Genomic DNA, 19591 nt, shown 5'->3' with positions numbered 1-19591 from the left:
CTGCGTTTGCATGAGCCCTCATCTACACTCCAGGAGAGTAAGCGCTCGGCGACTCGCCGGCACAGGAGTGCTCGATGTCTCCCCGATTTCATGACAAGCAGCGTGGCGCCGTGGGTCTGATGACGGTAGGTGTGTTGGCATTGGCGTTGATGTGCACATTACTGGTGATCGACAGCGGCCGTTTGTACTTGGCCAAGCGCCAGTTGCAAGGCGTGGCGGACACGGCCGCGTTGGAGGCCGTCAGCCGCGGGGGGACGTGCCAGGCCGGTTTGAGCGCTGCGGCTTTTGCTGCGCAGAGTGTGGCGCGCAATAATTTTGTACTGGGCAATGGCAATACCTTGGTGGCCCGCTGCGGTTCGGTGACCACCGGCGCTTCGGGCATGCGCACCTTCAGTGCCAACCCGGCGCTGTCGTCAGCGATTCAAGTGGTGGTCAGCAATACCGTGCCAACCAGCATCGCGGCAGGCGTCTGGGCACTGACCTCCGGCAACCCTCTCAGCCTCAGTACCGTCTTGACCGCCACGGCCGTGGCGGCGATACCCACGCCGGCATTGGCCCAGCTCACCATCAACAGCACGCTGGCCAGCGTCAATACGGCCAATGCCGGCCTGTTGAACCCGCTGTTTTCCGGGCTGCTCGGCGGCAACGTCAACCTGACGGTCGCCGGTTGGAATGGCCTGATCAATACCAATATCAACCTGCTCAGTTACCTTAACCAATTGGCGATCAACCTGAACCTGACCGCTGGCAATTACACGCAGTTGCTCAACACCAACGTCACCGCGACGCAGTTGATCCAGGCCGCGATCAATGTGTTGACCGCCAACGGCGCCTCGGTGGATGTGTTGACCGCCCTGGGCAACCTGCAATTGGCCGCAATCAACCAGGCACCGCTGACGCTTGGGCAGATCCTGCAGGTGCAGACCGGCACCACGGCGTCGGCGCTGAACGCCAACCTTCAAGTCTTCCAACTGGTCCAGGGCATTGTGCAACTGTCCAACAGCCAGAGCGCGGTGGCGGCGACCTTGCCGGTCAGCCTGCTGGGGCTGGCCAACATCACCACCCAGGTCAAAGTCACCCAGCCGCCGCAACTGTCGGCCGTCGGCAACCCGGCGCTGGCGGCGGCCAACCCACAGGGGCCGAATGCGATCTACGTGCGTACGGCCCAGGTACGCACCGAAGTGACGGTGAGTTTGCCGGTGTTGAACAGTTTGTCGGGGTTGACTACGGCGGTGGATAACTTGCTGGGGCCACTGACCCCCGTGGTCAATGGCCTGCTGAGCTTGAACCTGGTGACCTCGATCAATTCGGCCTTGTGCTTGCTGGGGGCTGGTTGCCAGCAATTGGATTTGCTGGTGATGCCGGGCAACCTGCCGCTCAATGTCGTGTTGGATGCCGGTGGCGCCAGCAGTTATGTCACCGCCTACAGTTGCCCAACGGGCGGCACGGGCACCAAGAGCCTGACGGCCAGCACCACTACCTCGCTGGCCTCGCTGAATATCGGCAGCATCACCAATGCTTTTTCGACCACCCAGCCGATGACGGTGGCGCCGCTGGCGCTGATCGATATCGGCACCAAGACCTGCCATATGATTGCCTTCATTGGCAGCTGTGACAGCCGTGTGCCGTTTGCCGGCGGTGGCATCGGGATCAAGGTGCAAAGCCCGATCGCCGGAAGCAACCAGACCCAGGTGTTCTCCAGTACCGCGCCATTTGCCACGCCGCCTAACGTCGGCCTTGCACCGACCTATCAAGCCGCCACGCCGGCCACCAATGTGGTCAGCAGCCTTTCCGCGACCCTCAGCGGCGTCGGTCTCACGGCCTACCAGCCGGTGGGCAGTAACCCGCTGGGCAGCCTGATCACCAATACCGTGTCGCTGCTCAGTGGCGTCAGCGCTATCGTCACACCGGCGGTGGATGGCCTGTTGGGCTCGCTGTTGAACCCGATCCTCAACAACCTGTTGAACAGCTTGGGGATCAGCCTGGCGAACGTGAATGTCGGCGCCAACCTGAGCTGTGGCCAGACCGGGGAAGCCTACCTGGTGATTTAAGCGTCGGTGGCCCTGGGCAATTCCACGCAAAAGCGTGCGCCGTGCTCACCGTTGCTGACGCTCAGGCGCCCGCCCATGTTTTCCACAATGCCATAGCTCACCGACAAGCCCAGCCCGGTGCCTACGCCTATCGGCTTGGTGGTGAAAAAGGGTTCGAAGATGCGCTCCAGCAAGCGAGGGTCGATGCCACCCCCGTTGTCTTCGACCCAGAGGCGTACGTGCTGGCTATCGTGCTCGGTGTGTAGGGCGATCCACGGGCGCAACTCGGGGTTTCTCTCGCGCTGGCCGAGCAGCGCATCACGGGCGTTGACCATCAGGTTGATCAGCACCTGTTCAAGCTGATCGATGTGGCCTTTGACTTGCACCGGGATATCCGCCTGGCTCACGCGCACCTCGACGCCTTTGCCGCGCAGGCCTTCGCTGAGCAACGACAGGGTGCCTTCGACCGCCTGCGCCGGGTCGAACGGTTGCTGCTCGACTTCCGAGCGGCGGCCGAACACGCGCATATGGTCCACCACCCGTGCCGCGCGCTGCACCTGGGCGTCGATGCGCTGGAGTTTTTCAGTGAGGTAATCCACCTGTGCGTTGCCGGTGCTCAGGCGCTTGAGCACGTTGACGATCGCCATGCGCATCACGTTCAGCGGCTGGTTGATCTCATGGGCCAGGCCCGTGGCCATTTCGCCGAGGGTGGCCATTTTCGCGCTTTGGGTCAGTTGTTGCTGGGAGCGGCGGACTTCCGTGTTGTCGCGGCCCACGGCCTGCACTTCCAGCAACGCGCCCTGCTCATCAAACACCCCACGGTCCGACCATACCCACCAGGCATGCTCGCGCCCCGGCAGTTGCAGGCTGATTTCCGCGGTACTGACCGGAAATTCGGGGGTCAATTGGTGGATGCGTTGTAAAAACGCCTGGCGTTGTTCGTCCGACAACCAGCCGCCCAGGTTCAGGCCCGGCAGTTGGGCCGGCAGGCATTCCAGGTAGTTGGCCAATGGCGTGTTGCCGAAGGTCAGGGTCAGGTCCGGGCGGTAGCGGCAGATCATCGCCGGGGAGTCCTCCACCAGAATTCGGTAGCGCTCCTCGCTGTCCTTGACTTGCTGCGCGGTCAAGGTCGCCTCGGTGACGTCCAGCCATAGGCCGACCGCCTCCACCGGCAGGCCGAGGTCGTCGCGCAGCAGCTTGGCTTCATCGAGCAGCCAGTGGTAACCGCCCTGTTTGTCTTGTACCCGATAACGGCTGCGTACGCTGCCTTCGCGCAGCAACTGGCGGGTGCGTTGGAAGTACAGGTCACGATCATCCGGGTGCACCCATTGCACCAGGCTTTCGTGGTTGCATTCGGCCAGGGTACGGCCCAGCAGCGGCAGCAGGCTGTCGCTGAAAAAAACCGGTTGCAGCGCGCCATCCACATAGCGTTGCACGTAGATGATCGCGGGCGAGCTGGCGATCAGGTTTTCCAGGCGCGAATGGGCGACGTCGGCCTGCAACTGCTGGTTTTTGATGTCGCTGATGTCGAGCATGAAACCGATGCAACGGCGTTGCTCACCGGTGCCCAGCACTTGGCCCTGGACGCGATACCAGGTGCTGTCGCTGCGGCTTAAGCGCACGCTGGCGAGCAGAGGTTTGCCAAGGTGATGCAGATCCCGCAGACGGCTCTGCAGTTCAAGACGGTCGGCGGGGTGGATCAGGTGCAGCCAGGTGTCCAGGGCTTGCCGGGTCGGTTCTTCTGCCTGGCCCAGGTTGCGCATCAATTGCGGGGCAAGCTGGATCTCGTCGCTGCTGGGCAACAGCTCCCACCAGCCGGTACCCAGCAAGCCTTGCAGGGCTTCCAGGCGCTCCAACTGCTGGTGGTGGTGCTGTTCGCGCACGCGGCTGAGCAACGGCGCGGCGAGGGCGGCGGCGAGGTTCAGCCAGTCGCGATCCGTGCAGTGGGGATGGCCGTTGTAGGGGCCGCACAGTAGCCACGCGGCGACGCCCTGGCCGTCGCGATAGGGCACCAGGAAGCCATCGGCGTTGCCGAACACACTGTGTAAACGCGGGTGCTCGCCACGCCCATAGGGTGCTTTGAGCGCCAGTGGGGTGGTGCCGTTGAGGTTGTCCAGGCAGGTGCCGAGGCGCTGCCCGGTGTGCCAGAGCTGCGGCGCATCATGGTTGGCGTACTGGCTATAGATCTGCCAGCCTTGGTCTTCCTGATCGAGCAATGCGAGAGCCACACAGGGAATGCGCCAGCGCTGCGCCACACTGCACAACTGTTCGTTGAACACCTCGGACAAACGGCTGAGGCTGCACACCCGCAGTTGCGCGCTGACCAGGCTGGTGAGCTGGTGGTTCTGTTCGCGTTGCTCGGCCAATTGCCGGCCGCCGAGTAAATCGCCGATATCCACCGCATGCAGCAACCAGCCGTTGGCGTGCGGCTCCAGCGTGCCACGGGTGTGCAAGGGCTGCCCGGCGGCCCCCTGGAAATCCAGGTCGAGGCTGTGGCGTTGCCAGTCGGCGGGAATACCTTCCACCGCCAGGGCGCTGTCGGCGCATAGCAAGTCTTGCAACGGTAACGCGATCGCATGCGGCGCGAGGTATTGGCGCAAGGTGCCGCTGATATCGAGCACGCGCCCCTGGGCATCCAGGTGCAGGTGCAGCCCGGCGCTAGGTGGCGCCGGCGTGTCGAGGGCCAGCGCGCCGCTGCGGCCGAGCAGACGCCCGAAGAGTTTGTCCCCGGCGGTCAAAACTGCAGGCTCGACTGGGCCTGCAGCGTCGCCGGCAACTGCGGCACGCTGCCAATGCCGGGCAACACGATAAAGGGCATCACATTCTGCAGATTGGCCGTGGGGTAGTTGATTTTTACCGTTACCAGGCCGCTGACCAAGGTGGTGTTGACCTGTGTCGCTGCGTTGAAATTGAAGGCTGCGGGAAGCCACCCCAGGCGTGTCGCAACGGTGGTATTGGCCATGTTGATCACCGCCGCGTCATAGCCTTGCATCGTGGGGTCCAGGCCCACGACCAGGCGCACGGCTTCAGCGGTCGCCTGGTTGAACGACTGTTTTAACAGCAGTGGCAGGCTATAGCTGACCATTGCGTAGAACACGCCGAAAAAAATCATGAACACGGCGACGAATTCGATCGCCGCCGTACCCTTTTGCTTTTTGGGGAGGCTTGTTCTCATCACCGCGTCTACCCTGACGGCTACTACTTGATATCAGCATAGAATCAATCAGCAAAAAGGGATGTTTTTTACGTGATCCAGGGTGCCGTGGTATTGGTGTGGTTGGGGCTGTGTGCGGCGCAGGACGCTCGGCAGCGGTTGCTGGCTAACCGCCTGACGCTGGGGGCGGCCCTGTTGGCATTGATCTACCTGCTGGGCACGGGCAGCACATGGCTGGGCGCGCCGGCCGGGCAGGGCGCGCTGGCGTTGGTGCTGGCGCTGCTGCTGACCCTGCCGGGTTACGCCCTGGGCCGCCTGGGCGCGGGCGATGTGAAGTTGCTCGCGGCGTTGGCGCTGGCCTCAAATGCCGAGTATTTGCTGGGGGCTTTTATCGGGGCGGCATTCGCCAGTGTGCTCTGGCTGATGCTTGCGCCAAAAGTGTGGGCGCTTCTGGGGCCGGTGTTTAAAGACCAAATGGCCGGTTTGGCGCCGCAATCGTCAAAAAAACTGCCGTTCGCGCCGTTTTTGCTGGTGGGATTCGTACTTACGTGGTTTTGGATCCATTAGTCGTCATGGGGGTATTAACGCTATGTACATAGTCGGAAAGTACGTCTACGTTTAAGTTGTGTAGGAATTTTGTTTAAGTTGTGTAGGGATATTCGTCGTAAAAGATGGGCCAATCTTTTGGCGTGCCTGGCATGGAGTAGCGTGTGAACAAGCTTACCTCTGCGGTTAAAGTGCTCGTGGTCGACGATCAGCCACTGATCGTGGAGGAGCTCTGTGAGTTTCTCGAAAGCAGCGGCTATCGTTGCGTCCCTTGTCAGTCCAGCCAGCAGGCCTTGACGTGTTTCAGCGAAGACGCCGAGATCGGCCTGGTGTTGTGCGACCTGCATATGCCGGACATGGACGGCATCGAATTGGTCCAGGCGTTGCAAAAGGTCGCCGGTAAGCAGCGGGCTTTCGAAGCCATCATGTTGACCGGGCGCGCCGACAAGCAGGATGTGATCAAGGCCCTGCGGGCCGGCTTCGCCGACTACTATCAGAAGCCGATCAACCTGGATGAATTGCTCGAAGGCTTGCAGCGCCAGGACGCCGCATTGCAAGAGCGCAGGAAGGATCTGCAACTGGGGCACTTGAATCAGAAGCTGCAATTTCTGTCCGAGTCCATCAACGAGCTGTATCAGGACATCGATAAAGTCCGCCGCAGCCCGCCAGGGGCGCAGGGCGAAGCGGTCCCGGCGGGGCCGTCGGAAATTCCGGCGATCTTCAAACCGCTGTCACCGCGCCAGTGGGATGTGGCGCGGCTGGTGGGCACAGGCCAGACCAACTATCAGATTGCCTGCGAATTGGGCATTACCGAAAACACCGTGAAGTTGTACGTCTCCCAGGTGTTGCGCCTGACCCACATGCATAACCGCACGCAACTGGCACTGGCGCTGTCGCCTGGCAAATTGGCGCCGCACCAGCAGGTGACGGCTCACTGATCACAACACCATCCCCCCTCCCACAAACTACTGATGATTGCCGCCGGTTTGCCCGCCGACTTTCTGTTCGAAAAACTCCGGGATCGGATGCTTGTAGCTGTCCAGCAACCGCTGGGCAGCCTGTTCGCGTTCGGCGGCGGTGGCTTTTTGCTGGGTGCTGGATGCGAGCTTGCCGCTGACCTGCAACGTCAGCCAATTTTCAGTGGCGGCCTGTTGCGGGGATGAGGGCCCGGGCTCTATGGCCAGGACACTCATGGGTAATGTCAGCACTGCCAGACTGGTGAGATAGGGTCGTTTCATCATCAATTCCTCGAGTTGCCGTTGGTCTCACGGACCGTGGCGAGCTGATCGCTGGCCTTGGCGACGGGAGCGCCGGAGCCTTTGAGTTTCTCGGCCCTGGCCTGGGCCTCGGTGACTTGTTCCGGGCTCAGGCCCATCTGGCCGACCACTTGTGCGGCCTGCTTCCAGTTGTCCTGATAGATCAGCAAGGTCACCAGGTTGATCGCCGCCAGCGGGTCGCTCTGCTTGAGTTCCATGGCGGTCATGAATTCGAAACGGGCGTCTTCCAGGCGCAGTTGGTTGAGGTACACCACGCCCAGGTCATTGCGGATTTTTTCGTCGGTGGGTGCCAAGCGTGCCGCACGTTGCAAGTGCGCCATGGCTTGCCCGTTGTCGCCCTTGGCCGAGGCCAGTTGGCCCAGGCCGTGCTCTCCTTCGGCGGCCATGCAGGTACCGAGCAGGCTGCGGTACAACGGCTCGGCCTCGCCGCGGCCCAGCAAACGATAGGCCTTGGCCTGGCGCAGGCGCACCTGGGGCAAGTGCGAGGGCAGGTTCTGCAGGTTGGCCAGGCTGGCGTGCAGCTTGCCGTCGTTGGCCATTTCATCGGCCAGGTTCAATGCCAGCTCCTGGTCGGAAGCGGGCTTGGGGCAACTGCCGGCGGCCGTGAGTGCGCTCCACGGGGTTTGACCATTGGTGGCACAACCGCCGAGCAATAACAGGCTCAAACCGGCTATCAAGGCTTTCATCGGGCGCTCCTCATAGGTTACTCAAGGCTCGGGAGATGCCGATGAACGCAGGCCCTCCGAGCACGATCAGCAAGGCGGGAAACAGAAAAACCATCATCACCACCGACATCTTCGCCGACATCTTCGAAACGAATTCCTGGATGCGGGTCAGGCGGCGGTCGTCGAGCAATTGCTTGAGCGCCAGCAACGACTTCATCGCGCCGCCCCCTTGCTGGACCAGTTGCTGGAGGATGGTGCAGGTATCGGTGAACTCATCCACGGCCAGCAGCCGGGCGGTCTTACCCAGCTCCTCGCTGAGTTCCAGGCCGGAGTCGACCCGTGTCAGGATCAGGCGCAGCTCATGGGTCAAGGCCGGCAGCAGGCGCTGCGCTTCAAGGCTGAGCACGCGCAGTGTCTGTTCGACGGCCATGCCTGATTCGAACAGGATGCGCAGCAGCGGGATGAAGGTTGCCACCTCGCGGGCGATCTGCTGCTGCCGACTTTTGGCGAGGCTGGACAACACGCGCTTGGGCAGCAGGTAGCCAATGCCCAAGGCGATCAGGGGCGCGAGCCAGGGCGAGTCGCTGTGGCCAAACAACACGCCCTGGGCCACCCCCACAAGGCCCATCAGCACCAGCGGCGTGCCGATCTGGAAGGCGGCGAACATCGAGCGTTGGCTGGCTTTACGCCAGCCGACCCGGTTGAGCAGGACCTGGGTTTCATGGTCCAGGCTGAGCGAACGTTGCGCCAGCGGGCTGCTGCCCAGTTGCTGCATCAGGCTGCCGAATTTGTCTTTGCGGGCCAGCTGGCCCTGCAGGCGCTGGGCAACCAGGCGTTGGCCGCGTCGCTGCCTGACCAGGTTGGCGAGCACCAGCGCCAGGGCGGCAAGGAACAGGACGGCGCTGATCAGCAGGGCAATCGCCATGTCATACACTCCGCAACATACGCCATAAGGTGAAGCAACCCATGAGCTGCATGGCCAGGGCCACGAACAGCAACAGGCGACCCGTGTCGTCGTTCCACATGGTCATCAGGTACGCGGGGTTCACTGCCAGGAAGTAGCCCACCATGGAAATCGGCAGGGCGGTGAGGACATAGGCGGTCACCCGAGTTTCGCCGGTCAGGGCGCGCAGCTGACGGGCGGCTTGCTCGCGTTCGCGGATCATCTTGATCAGGTTTTCCAACAGCTCGCTGGCGTTGCCGCCATAGCGGTGGTTGACCTTCAAGCCCAACGCGAACAGGCGAAATTCGTCGCGCTCATAGAATTCGGCAAAGTCATGCGTCGACTCCGGCAGGCTGACGCCCAACTGCACGTTGCGCTGGATGCGGCCCATGGCTTTTTTCAGTGGGTCTTCGCTGACCTCGATGCCGCCCAGCACCGCGTCGGTCAAGGTGCGCCCGGCCTTGAGGCTGCGTACGGTGTGATCGAGCAACTGCGGCAGCTGTTCGATCATGCGCTTGATGAGCCGCTGATACCGCCAGGCGAGGTACAAACGCAGCAACAGCGGTGGCACCAGCAGCATCATCACCAGGCCAAACCAGCCGGCAACCATCAACCCCAACGCGACGCCCAGGGCCCACAACGCCAGCCACAGCCCCAGGCTGTCACTGGGTTTGCCCAAGCCTGCGCGCAGGAACATGCGCTCCAGGCCGTTCCAGTGGCTGGCCTCTTCGGCGAGCTTGGGCTGGCCTTCGGCAAGACGGTCCAAAACGCGTTCGGTCTGGGCGCGGCGCAGGCCATGGTAAAACGATCGAATCGACAGGCCGGTCAGGATCAGGCAAATCAGCAGCAGGATGGCCCCAGTCATGGTCGAATCCCTTTCACGGCAATGCCGGTTCGCGGCGCAGCTTTTCACCGGCCGGGTTGACCGCCTCGCGCAGGAAGCCGAAGCCGGTTCGCCGGTCATGGCGGAACAGCGTGTTGGTCACGTACACGTCTTCGCGAATGCCCACCACCTCGACCACTTCGCTCACACAGCGGCGGCCGTCGGGCAGGCGGGTCAGTTGAATCACCACATCCAGCGCCGCACAGATCATTTGGCGCAGGGTTTTTTCCGCCACCGTCCGGCCAGTCAGGCCCACCAGTGTTTCCAGGCGCAGCAGGGCATCGGCGGCGTTGTTGGCATGCACGGTACTCATGGAACCGTCGTGGCCGGTGTTCATGGCGGTGAGGACATCGAGCACTTCCACGCCACGGATCTCACCCAGGATGATGCGGTCGGGGCGCATCCGCAGGGCGTTGCGGATCAGGTCGCTGGCCTTGACCTCGCCATGGCCCTCGGCATTCGGCGGGCGGGTTTCCAGGCGCACCACATGGGGGTGGCCCAGTTGCAGTTCGGCCACGTCTTCGATGGTCACCAGCCGTTCATGGGGGTTGATCAGTTGGCTGAGGATGTTCAGCAATGTGGTTTTGCCGGTGCCGGTGCCGCCGCTGATGAGGATGTTGCAGCGCTTGCCCACGGCCTCCTGGAAGAAGTCGAAGATGTTCTGGTCGATGGTCTGCATGGCCACCAGGTCGCTGCTCTTGAGCATGTCCTTGCGAAACTTGCGAATCGACAGGCATGGCCCGTCCAGGGCGATCGGCGGGATGATCGCGTTGACCCGGCTGCCATCGGGCAGGCGCGCATCGACCATGGGCGAGGACTCGTCCAGGCGTCGCCCGAGGGGCGCGAGGATGCGCTGCATCACACGCTCCACATGGTGCGAGTCGATGAACCGCAGGTCGCTCTGGTGCAGCAGGCCGTCGCGTTCTATAAACACCCGGTGCGGGCCGTTGACCAGGATCTCGGTAACGGACGGGTCGCGCAGCAGCACTTCCAGCGGGCCGAAGCCGGTCAGCTCGTCGACGATTTCTTCGGCCAGGCGTTCCATCTCATAGCGGGAGATCGCCAAGTGCATGCGGTTGCTGTATTCGGCCACTTTGTCGATGACAAACTGCGCCAGTAACTGGCGAGAACCTTCCAGCAGGTTTTTCCCCGACTCCTCGATGGCATCGATGATGTAGCGATGGAACACCAGCTTGAGCCCGTCGTGCTCGGTGTTGCTACCGAAGCCTGCGGTAGGGGCACCGAAAAGTTTTTCACTGTTCATTTGCCGGCTCTCAACAGGCGATCAAGCCATTTGTTGGAGGGTTGTTCGTTGCCTGCCGAACGTTTTGCCAGGCGCTCCCCGAGGGTTTTCAGACCCTGGGTCAGGGGTTCGCGTGGCGCCAGGGCGAACAAGGTCTGGCCCTGGTTTTTTGCATTCAGGCGCACGTCCGGGCTCAGCGGCAGCACGGCAATCACCTCCAGGCCAAAGCTTTTGCCCAGGGTTTCGGCGTCCGGTGCACAGCTCTTGAGGTAGCTGTCGACCAACAGTTTGGCGTGCTCCAGCTTCATGCCCTTTTCGCGCCACAGGTTCAGCACCGCGAGGTTGCGTCGGCAGTCCAGCACGCTCTGGTCGGTGTACCACAACAGCTTGTCGCAATGGCTGACGAAGGTGCGCAGGGCTTCGCTGTCCGGTTGGCCAACCAGGTTCACCACAATGTGCTGGAAATGTTGGCGCAACGCGCTGAGCAGCATGTACAACTCGGCGGCGCTGGTGCGCTCCAGGGGCTCATCGTTGGGGGCGTAGGCCAGAATGCGCAGGCCGTCTTGCGCGCTGGTGAACGCGCTGTTGATCAGGGTCGTGTCCAGCCGTCGCAGGTGGCGCAGGGCATCGCCGAAATGGAACGAGCTTTCCAGCCCCAGCAGCGCCAGGCTGTCACCTCGGGGCAGGCCCAAGTCCAGCAGCAAGGTGTGCTGACCACTCTTTTGTACGACCAGCGCCAGGTGGCTGGCCAACAGTGCGCCATCGGCATTGCCTTGGGTGCCATACAGCACGCTGAGGCCACCCAGCTGGGTGTTGGTGGTGACCGGCGGCAGGCGTTTGCTCAGGCGCCTTACCAGCCCGGCCACTTCGCTGGAGCGCGAGCCGTAGGCGACAAAATCCCGCGCGCCGGCGCGCATGGCATTGAGTACCAGCTGGTTGTCCATGCCGTCACCGAGGGCGACGATGGCGAGCATCGGTTTGGCTTCCAGGGCGCCTTCGATCAACGCGCTTTGGGCCACCACGTGTTCGCGGTCAAGGCCGATAAACACCAAGCCGGCGAAGGTCACATCGACCAAGGCAAGCAGTTCGTCCAGGGTGCCGCTGCCGGCGCTGACCACTTGGCCAAGTGGGGCCAGCGCGCCCTGCAGCCATTCCAGGTCGGTGGTGTTGCGCGTGATTGCCAGGAACGTCTGGCTCAGGCTATCGCTCATTGGGACAGTCCGTTGAGTCGGTCGAAGTTGCCGTTTTCCAGGAAGTACAGGCGATACCAGTTCGGGTCGTAATTACGCAGTTTCTCGCCTGGCAAGGACGGCAACTGGGCATTGGCCGCCAACGGCTGCACCAGGTGCGGGGTGACGATCATCAGCAGTTCCTTGTCCTGGCGATTGATGTTGGAATCGCGAAAGAACGCGCCCAGGATCGGGATGTCACCCAGGCCGGGAAACTTGCTGATGCTGGTGGTGTTGCTGCTGCTGATCAGCCCGCTGATCACGAAGCTTTCACCGTCTGCCAGGGACACGCTGGTGTCCGTGCGGCGAATGGTCAGGGCCGGGACCTTGATATTGTCGATGACCACCGCGTTGGTGTAGTCCAGCTCACTGACTTCCGGTGCGACTTTGAGGGAGATCCGGTTACGGTCGATCACGGTCGGGGTCAAGGTCAGGCGGATGCCGAACTCTTTGTATTCGATCGAGATATTGTTGCTGGCGCTGCTCGGCACCGGGATCGGCACCTCGCCGCCCGCCAGGAAGGTCGCACTCTGGCCGCTCATGGCCACCAGGCTTGGACGTGCCAGGGTATAGGCGAACCCGCTGCTTTCCAGGGCATTGATCATCGCGGATACGCGCCCCCCGCCAAACCCGATATTGAAGTTGTCGGGGCTCACCGGCAGTTTGAAGACCCCTTCGGAAGGCGATACCAGGCTAGGGCTGCCCAGGAAGAAGTTTTTACCATTGCCCAGAATCTTGGTGCTGGCCTCCTTGAGCTTGGTGCGGCTGACCTCGACAAAACGGATATCGGTCTGTACCTGGCTGGGCAGCAAGGGGTCTTCCGATGGCGACAACGACAGGCTGGTCAGCGCCGAGATGGCCTTGCCCTTGACGAACACCATGCTCTGGCGTGGCGTGTTCGAACAGGCGGTCCAGACCATCAGGCTGGTGGTGCCGGAGGCGACGCCGGTCAGCAGGAAACCCCGGTCGCCGTTGAGGTGGACGTCGGCAATTTTCGGGTCACCAATCGCCAGGCGGGTGATGGCTACCGGTGATTGCAGTTCCTGTTGCAAGCCTTCACCCACCGACAGGGCGGCGGGTAGTTGACCCAGGCTGGCGCAATTGCCGGGGGCAGCCACGGCCAGTTCCACGGACAGGCTCGACAGCAGCAGGGCACAGGCGATTTTCAGCGTGAACACGGGTGCGAAACGTCGGTTCATGCAGGGCATCCTTGTTCAGTCAGGCGTTTGTTGGGTGGCTTGATTGCCGCGGATCACCTCGATACCGGTGCGACGCGGGCTGCCCTGGACGAGTTTTTTCGGCGCTTGGGCGAAGGCCAGTTGCGTGAACTGATAGAGGTCGCGGTTGGCGCTTTGCACCTTGCCCGGCACATCGCTTTCGCCGGCCCAGTATTGGCCCAGTAAACGTTCGTCGGCACTGCGTACTGCCAGGCGTAAAGTGCCGGCTTGAGTGGCGAGCATCAGGCGGCTCAGCAGGGCCTCGGGCACCGCCAACACCACGGTGCGTGGCGGGCCGCGACGCTGGGCTCGTTCCTCGGCGGTGAGCGCAGGCGGGGAGACTGGGGTGCCATCATTGCTCAAGCCCATTTGATCGCCGACGCTGAGCAAACGCATGGCGGGCACCACCACCTGGGCCGATTGTTCGAGGTTGGCGGCGTCCTGGCGCAGGTACAGCAATACGTCCACATAATCACCGGGGCTCAGTTGGCCGGCCGCGCCAATCACTTCATCCACGGCTACGGCCAGTGCGCGTTCGTCGGGGCGAATCATTCGCGCCAGCGGGCCACCTGGGGTGAAACTGTCTTCATTCAACCAGGTGCCTGCCCGCAGGGCTCGCCAAGGCGTGCGGCCGATGGCCTGGTCGACGCTGCTCATGCTGCCGGCCGGTACGGTACGCAGTTTTTCCACCGCGAGATCGGCGGCGCTCAGGGGCACAAAGGGTGGGACGTCGCGGGCCAGTACCACCACCGGTTGGCGGGTCTGGTCTTCCACCACGGTAACGGCTTTTTCGACAGGTGCTGCCTGGGGGACCGGGGGAGGCGGTGCCGGTACAGGCGCCCGGCTCAGGACCAATCCCCAATAACCGGCAAACAGCGCACCGAGCAGAAGCACCCCGGCCAACACCATGCTCAGACGCGTGTTCATGACGGCGCTCCCTTTGCTGTTGCACGACACACCCGTCTCTCCGAGCGGGCTAATTTCGCAACGCGGCTGCTATGAACCTGTGACTAACTATTTCGCTATTTGAAGGTAGTTCAGCTAGGACAAAATGCCATTACTGACAGCAAGTTTTCTTGTGCGAAGGGCGGGATGACGTTGAAAACCACGGAATTAAGGCGTCAATAAAGTAACCCCCTACTTTGTGATTAATCAGTTCTTACAGTTGTGAGGCTGGGGTTTGTTGACAATGCTCAGATGGCACATCGCAATTACTGTGCGGCGTGCTGATAAGGCGCCCAGCGCCTGAGGAGAAGTACGATGATCCTTGAGTTGTTGGTAAAACTTCATATTCAACTTCAGTTGCTTTTTCAGCGCAAAGACGGCGCTACGGCGATTGAGTACCTGATTCTGGTAGCCATCGTGGCCCTGGTGATCCTGGCTGCCGGGACAACCCTGGGACCTAAAATCACGACCTTCTTCGGTAAAATCAACACTGCCCTGACCTGAGTTCCAGACCGTATCCTGCGACTGAGGAGAAGTGCTATGGTCCTTGATCTGTTGATGAAAGTGCGTGACCAGCTACTATTGCTGTTGTATCGCAAAGACGGCGCTACGGCGATTGAATACCTCATTCTCGTGGCTATCGTGGCGCTGGTCGTACTGGCGGCGGGGGCGACCCTGGGGCCGCAGATCACGACGTTCATTGCTAAAATCACGACCGCTATAACCTGAGCTTCAGACAGCATCGGTGAGTACACACGTCATTGTTTGGCAACGCTAGGTAGTACCCATGAATGCTGCAACTGCACCTTTTCGCCAACAAATCCTGTTGGTGGACGACGAAGAAGATGCCCTCGTAGAACTGGCCGAGTCGCTGGAGAACGAGGGCTTCGTTTGCTTTACCGCCACCTCCGTCACCCTCGCCTTGCAGGAGTTGACCCTGAACCCGGACATCGCCCTGGTGATCACCGACCTGAGCATGCCCGAGGAAAGCGGTATCTCACTGATCAAGCGCCTGCGCGAACACACTGAGCGCCAGCACTTGCCGGTGATCGTGATGTCGGGGCATGCTCAGATGGATGATGTCAGCGATATGCTGCGTTTGCAGGTGCTGGATCTGTTTCGCAAGCCCATCTACCTGGTGCGCTTGATCGATACCCTCAACAACCTCTTCCCCCTGATCAAACACCCCTTGTAGTGAGCGGGCTCGCCCCGCGCTGGGCTGCGCAGCAGCCCCAACAAGAACACCACGGTGTTACAGAAAAACCGGAGTTGGCCGGCTTTGGGGCGGCTTCGCCACCCAGCGCGGGACAAGTCCGCTCACTACAATTATTGCCAGAGCTTTGTCCGGGTGCGCTTGGTCGGTCCCCTCGCCCAGTAGTGAGCGGGCTCGCCCCGCGCTGGGCTGCGAAGCAGCCCCAACAAGAACACCACGGTCTTTCAGAAAAACCGGAGTTGGCCGGCTTTGGGGCGGCTTCGCCACCCAGCGCGGGACAAGCCCGCTCACTACAAGTTATCACCAGAGCTCTGTCCGGGTGCGCTTGGTCGGTCCCCTCGCCTTGTAGTGAGCGGGCTCGCCCCGCGCTGGGCTGCGTAGCAGCCCCAACAAGAACACCACGGTCTTTCAGAAAAGCCGGAGTTGGCCGGTTTGGGGCGGCTTCGCCACCCAGCGCGGGGCAAGCCCGCTCACTACGATCGTCAGAGCTGGTAGCTGAAGCTCAGCGTATACCGCGGCCGCCGGTTGAGGCTGTCGAGGGCGATATCCGACATGGGTTTGGAGGCTTCCAGCGCGATGTTGTAGTACTTGTTATCGCCAAAACGCAGGCCCACGGCCGCCGATGACATGTCGTTGCCCTTGACCGGCAGCGTGTTGAACCAGGTCTTGGCACGATCAAGCACAACGTAGGGTTGCAGCACCTTCACCCAGTCACCGGCGCGGTTGAAGCTGTAGTTGACCTCGTACGCCACGCCCCAACCCTTGTCACCGGAAGCCTGGTCGTCAGGGTAGCCACGGCCGAAGTTCTGCCCGCCGAAGGTGGCGCGTTCGCTGTCGGGCAGGGTGGCATCGCTCCAGTAGAACGCGCCCGACAGTACCCCTTGCCAGTTATCGAAGAACTTGTCGCTCTGCACGCCGGAGAGGCGCAGGCGGAAGAAGTCGAGGTCAGGCGTGGTACTGGTCAGATCACTGTGCGTCCTGGCGCCCAGGCCGTTGATACCCTGATACAGACCGGCGCTGAGGATGCGCAATTGCCGGGCGTCGGCCTTGCGCCAGTCACCTTCGAACGCCAGCGCGCGCAGGTTGGTTTCGATATCGAAGCGGTTGGGGTAGCCCACCAGTTGATAGCGTGTGGTTTGGTCCACCGCATACAGGCGCGCGCCCAGGGTCAAGGATTCGGTGGGCGAGGCGATCAGCGGGTGGCTGAGGCCGATGGTGTAGCGATCGATCGACTGGTGCGGCTTGAGTTCGAAGCCGCCGTCCAGCTGAATATTGCTTTTGGGGTCCGCGCGATAACGTTCGGCCCCCAGCACAAGCTGGCTGCCTTCGGCATTGATGAACTGGCTGTAGCCCACGCGGTAATAATGCTTTTTGTCGTCGCCGGGTGGAAACAGGCCGCTGACGTTGAGCTGTTCGCCCATGGATGTCTGGGCATTGCTGGTGGCGGTGAGCAACGCTTGGGTGCCGCTGCGGTTGTCTTCCTCCAGGCTCATGCTGGTGGTGAAGGGTTTGCGGCTGGCCTGGATCACCATGTGCGCGGCGCCATCGGTGGTCCCCGGCGGCGGTACTTGCGCTTGCAGCGTCACGCCGGGGATACGGCCCATAAGCGTGGTATAGCGCTCGAACGTCTTGCGCGTGAGCGGGCGTTCGGCGAGGAGTTTGTTCGCCAGTTTATCGACATAGGCCGACACCGAACCGATGTCGCCGCTCTGTTGGTAGTCCTTGATGTAGCCCTCCACCAGCACTACGCGTACCAGGCCGTTTTCAAAGTTCTGTTGCGGCAGGAAGGCGTAGGACAGCAGGTAACCGTCCTCTTGATAACGACGGGTGATGCTGCGGGTGGCTTCGATCAATTGCGCCAGGTTGGTCTCATGACCGATCAACGCCGAGTAGGCTTTGGCGGTCTCGCCGAGCGGGTAGATCGTGCCGCCCTCGATCTGCAGCTTGCGGATGGTGATTTTGGTGCCCATCAACAGAGGCTGGCCCTGGGAAGCGGGGGCCTCCGGCACCTGGGTCTTGGGCGTGACCGGTCGGTAGGCGTCGGCGGGCAGGTTAGGCACCGGCAGGTTGCGGATGGTGTCGTTGCTGTTGAGAAAGTTGGGCAGGCTCTCGGCTTGGGCGTAAGCACTGAGGGAAAGGACTAACAACGGTGTGAACACGCGCATAGGACACTCCATGGTCAACTGCAGCAGCGTCTCGGGCCCGCCGGGTTCTGGGACTCGGTTCGGGAGGACCAGGCGTTGTTCGACAAGGCCGGCCCATAAAAAAGACGAGAGACTTACTCAGGGTCTCTCGTCTCAACCAAGCGTAGGCGCTGGAGGGGAGGCCGTCTAATCGGCCAGGTGCAATTCTAATTAGGGCCTGTCAGGCCGTTCAGCAAGCCTCCCAGGCCACCTGTTGTCCCGGTGCTGGCACTGCCGTTGACCGAGGTGTTGGTCGTGGTGCTGGCGCCGACGTTCAAGCCACCGAGCAGGCCGCCACCCGTGCTGCCGGTTCCGCCGGTGACCAAGCCACCCACTGAGCCTACGGTGTTGCCGAGCGACGTTACCGTCGTGCCCACGGCGTTGGTGACCGGGTTGGCGTTGGCGGTGGTCAGGTTGGTGCCCAGGCTGCTGACAGCGCCGCCGACCTGGGTGACCAGACCGTTGACCGGAGCGCCGATGCCGGTGGTGGTGCCGACGTTTTGCGTCAGGCTGGTGACGCCGTTGGTGACCGGGGCCAGCGCTGTGCCGACGTTGGTCGCCAAGCCTGCGACTGGCGTCGTGGGGGCGGTATTGGCGACGCCGGTGCCGCCGATGACAGTGCCCAGCGAGGCCACGGTATTGCCCAGTGCCCCACCGGTGACACCCGCAGTACCGACTGTGCCGTTAGTACTGCCGGCCGTCAGGCCGTTACCTACGTTGGCGACTACACCGCCGACCAGTTCCGGCAAGCCGGGAGCAGCGGCACCGCCGGCGGGCGCAACATAGCCACCCGACTGGTTGAGCACGCCACCGACGCTGGCCAGCGCGCCGCCGGCCGCCGTGGTGACAGGGTTGCCTGCGCCGCCGGCACCGGCGACTTGGCCGCCTACGCCAGTAACGGTCGAGCCGACTTGATTCAGCAGGCCGTTGAGCGGAGTGCCCAGGCCGGTAGCTCTACCGAGGTTGCCAGTAGTGTTTTCCACCAGGGAAACCACCGGTACCAGTGCACTCCTGCTCAGGGTGTTGGTTGCGCTGCCCAGTGGTCCGGTGGTGCTGGCGGTACTCAGGGTATCGCCGAGCATGGTCACGGCTTGGCCAACGTTACTCACCAGCCCCCCCGCTGCGGTGCCGACGCCGCCGGTCAACCCGCCGACGACTGGCACGCCACCCAACGTGGTGCCCAGGGTGCTGCCGGTGTTCGATACGCCGGTGCCGAGGTTGGCCACGCCAGTACCGATGCCGGCGACGGTGGTGCCCAGCGCATTGCTGTTGGTGCCCAGGGTACCCAGGCCATTGGTCACGCCGCTGCCGATGCTGGTGACGGCATTGCCGGTCGCGGTGACGAGGCCACCGGCCGTGACACCGACGACGGGAACGCCGTTGAGTGTCGAGCCAAGATCGCCGACGGCAGCACCGACGTTACCGACGGTAGTGCCCAGCGTGCCTGCGATCTGGCCTGTGACCAGCGGGGTGGTTGTCGAACCGGTGCCGCCAGTACCACCGCCGGTGCCGCCAGTGCCACCGCCGGTGCCGCCAGTGCCGTCGCCAGTACCAGCAGTGCCACCGCCGATGCCGCCAGTACCGCCGCCGGTGCCGCCAGTGCCACCGCCGGTGCCGTCAGTGCCGCCGCCAGTGCCAGCAGTGCCACCGCCGGTGCCGTCAGTGCCGCCGCCAGTGCCAGCAGTGCCACCGCCGGTACCGCCAGTGCCGCTTCCAGTCCCACTACCGCCACCTGTGCCTCCACTACCACTTCCCGCACCCGCATCCGGGGAAGACGCCGCCACACTGCTGTGATGGCCGCCGCCACCGCTGCTGCAGCCGCCAAGGCTCATCGCCATGACCAGGGCCAGCGCGGTACTTGCTTTCCATAGCACTACTTGAGTTTGAGTTTTCATGATTGAGTTCCCTTGCACCTGTACAACCTTGGTTGTTTCAAACGTCGACTATTTCTAGGGATAGGCATACGTTTGTCCGTGGGCTAATCACAGACCTGAGTGCTCTTTATCGCAATGCTCAACTTGGTATTAACGATTTATATAGGCGCGGCATTAGTTGGCTTAATG

The 19591-nt window shown here is 62.4% G+C and carries 18 protein-coding genes; 6 read left to right on the top strand and 12 right to left on the bottom strand.

What is annotated here, in order from left to right; translation table 11 throughout:
* Window positions 1-74 precede the first annotated feature (74 nt).
* Window positions 75-2051: a pilus assembly protein TadG-related protein gene (locus tag ACQRBV_RS05985; protein ID WP_244384467.1), complete on the top strand. Its 1977-nt coding sequence runs from the start codon at window positions 75-77 to the stop codon at window positions 2049-2051.
* Here the strand turns inward: ACQRBV_RS05985 and ACQRBV_RS05980 are convergent.
* Entirely contained in the window at window positions 2048-4768 is a 2721-nt protein-coding gene (locus ACQRBV_RS05980; RefSeq protein WP_411985116.1) for an ATP-binding protein, read from the bottom strand. The two genes, ACQRBV_RS05985 and ACQRBV_RS05980, sit on opposite strands and share 4 nt — an antisense overlap.
* The gene (locus tag ACQRBV_RS05975) at window positions 4765-5205 is read right to left on the bottom strand and encodes a TadE/TadG family type IV pilus assembly protein (RefSeq protein ID WP_205344204.1); all 441 of its coding nucleotides are present in this window, start codon (window positions 5203-5205) and stop codon (window positions 4765-4767) included. The genes ACQRBV_RS05980 and ACQRBV_RS05975 overlap by 4 nt, the downstream gene beginning before the upstream one ends.
* 72 nt (window positions 5206-5277) lie before the next feature.
* On the opposite strand from ACQRBV_RS05975, the gene ACQRBV_RS05970 reads away from it, so the two are divergent.
* Together ACQRBV_RS05970 and ACQRBV_RS05965 are read left to right on the top strand one after the other, a co-directional pair.
* Entirely contained in the window at window positions 5278-5751 is a 474-nt protein-coding gene (locus ACQRBV_RS05970) for a prepilin peptidase (protein WP_205344205.1), read from the top strand.
* A 143-nt stretch (window positions 5752-5894) separates the two neighbouring features.
* Complete coding sequence (locus tag ACQRBV_RS05965) at window positions 5895-6668, top strand: response regulator transcription factor (RefSeq protein ID WP_060755713.1); 774 nt, start codon at window positions 5895-5897, stop codon at window positions 6666-6668.
* A 27-nt stretch (window positions 6669-6695) separates the two neighbouring features.
* Here ACQRBV_RS05965 and ACQRBV_RS05960 read toward each other — a convergent pair whose 3' ends face one another.
* Genes ACQRBV_RS05960 through cpaB form a run of 8 tightly spaced genes read right to left on the bottom strand, consistent with a single transcriptional unit; the run spans window position 6696 to window position 14114 of the window.
* Window positions 6696-6968: a DUF3613 domain-containing protein gene (locus tag ACQRBV_RS05960; RefSeq protein WP_060755714.1), complete on the bottom strand. Its 273-nt coding sequence runs from the start codon at window positions 6966-6968 to the stop codon at window positions 6696-6698.
* Window positions 6969-6970: 2 nt separating this feature from the next.
* Complete coding sequence (locus tag ACQRBV_RS05955) at window positions 6971-7693, bottom strand: tetratricopeptide repeat protein (protein ID WP_411985117.1); 723 nt, start codon at window positions 7691-7693, stop codon at window positions 6971-6973.
* Window positions 7694-7703: 10 nt separating this feature from the next.
* Complete coding sequence (locus ACQRBV_RS05950) at window positions 7704-8597, bottom strand: type II secretion system F family protein (RefSeq protein WP_081087050.1); 894 nt, start codon at window positions 8595-8597, stop codon at window positions 7704-7706.
* Between the two features lies 1 nt (window position 8598).
* Window positions 8599-9480: a type II secretion system F family protein gene (locus ACQRBV_RS05945; protein ID WP_060755716.1), complete on the bottom strand. Its 882-nt coding sequence runs from the start codon at window positions 9478-9480 to the stop codon at window positions 8599-8601.
* A gap of 13 nt (window positions 9481-9493) precedes the next feature.
* Window positions 9494-10762, bottom strand: coding sequence for a CpaF family protein (locus tag ACQRBV_RS05940; RefSeq protein WP_198760959.1), 1269 nt, complete (start codon window positions 10760-10762; stop codon window positions 9494-9496).
* The gene (locus tag ACQRBV_RS05935; protein WP_060755718.1) at window positions 10759-11952 is read right to left on the bottom strand and encodes a pilus assembly protein; all 1194 of its coding nucleotides are present in this window, start codon (window positions 11950-11952) and stop codon (window positions 10759-10761) included. The genes ACQRBV_RS05940 and ACQRBV_RS05935 overlap by 4 nt, the downstream gene beginning before the upstream one ends.
* Entirely contained in the window at window positions 11949-13169 is a 1221-nt protein-coding gene (locus tag ACQRBV_RS05930; protein ID WP_411985118.1) for a type II and III secretion system protein family protein, read from the bottom strand. Before ACQRBV_RS05930 ends, ACQRBV_RS05935 begins: the two co-directional genes overlap by 4 nt.
* Window positions 13170-13184: 15 nt before the next feature.
* Window positions 13185-14114, bottom strand: a complete 930-nt coding sequence (gene cpaB / locus ACQRBV_RS05925; protein ID WP_411985119.1) for a Flp pilus assembly protein CpaB — start codon at window positions 14112-14114, stop codon at window positions 13185-13187.
* Between the two features lie 333 nt (window positions 14115-14447).
* Between cpaB and ACQRBV_RS05920 the strand changes: the two genes are divergently transcribed.
* The 3 genes from ACQRBV_RS05920 to ACQRBV_RS05910 are packed head-to-tail and all read left to right on the top strand — an operon-like array spanning window position 14448 to window position 15327.
* On the top strand, window positions 14448-14636 hold the full coding sequence (locus tag ACQRBV_RS05920) for a Flp family type IVb pilin (RefSeq protein WP_060755721.1): 189 nt from the start codon (window positions 14448-14450) through the stop codon (window positions 14634-14636).
* 36 nt (window positions 14637-14672) lie between these two features.
* Entirely contained in the window at window positions 14673-14861 is a 189-nt protein-coding gene (locus ACQRBV_RS05915) for a Flp family type IVb pilin (protein WP_060755722.1), read from the top strand.
* A gap of 58 nt (window positions 14862-14919) precedes the next feature.
* Complete coding sequence (locus tag ACQRBV_RS05910; protein WP_060755723.1) at window positions 14920-15327, top strand: response regulator; 408 nt, start codon at window positions 14920-14922, stop codon at window positions 15325-15327.
* A gap of 500 nt (window positions 15328-15827) precedes the next feature.
* Here the strand turns inward: ACQRBV_RS05910 and ACQRBV_RS05905 are convergent, their stop codons facing one another.
* Together ACQRBV_RS05905 and ACQRBV_RS05900 are read right to left on the bottom strand one after the other, a co-directional pair.
* Window positions 15828-17510 (bottom strand): ShlB/FhaC/HecB family hemolysin secretion/activation protein, encoded by a 1683-nt coding sequence (locus tag ACQRBV_RS05905; protein WP_104995414.1) that lies wholly within the window; start codon window positions 17508-17510, stop codon window positions 15828-15830.
* Between the two features lie 185 nt (window positions 17511-17695).
* Window positions 17696-19423 carry a collagen-like triple helix repeat-containing protein gene (locus ACQRBV_RS05900; RefSeq protein WP_411985120.1) on the bottom strand — a complete coding sequence of 576 codons (1728 nt, stop codon included), beginning with the start codon at window positions 19421-19423 and terminating at the stop codon, window positions 17696-17698.
* Between the last annotated feature and the right edge of the window lie 168 nt (window positions 19424-19591).

Origin of the sequence: Pseudomonas sp. R11F, from assembly GCF_050312575.1 — a bacterium.
GTDB lineage: Bacteria > Pseudomonadota > Gammaproteobacteria > Pseudomonadales > Pseudomonadaceae > Aquipseudomonas > Aquipseudomonas palleroniana.
Note: the sequence above shows the minus strand (reverse complement) of the source record. Positions and strands in the feature narration are given on the sequence as shown.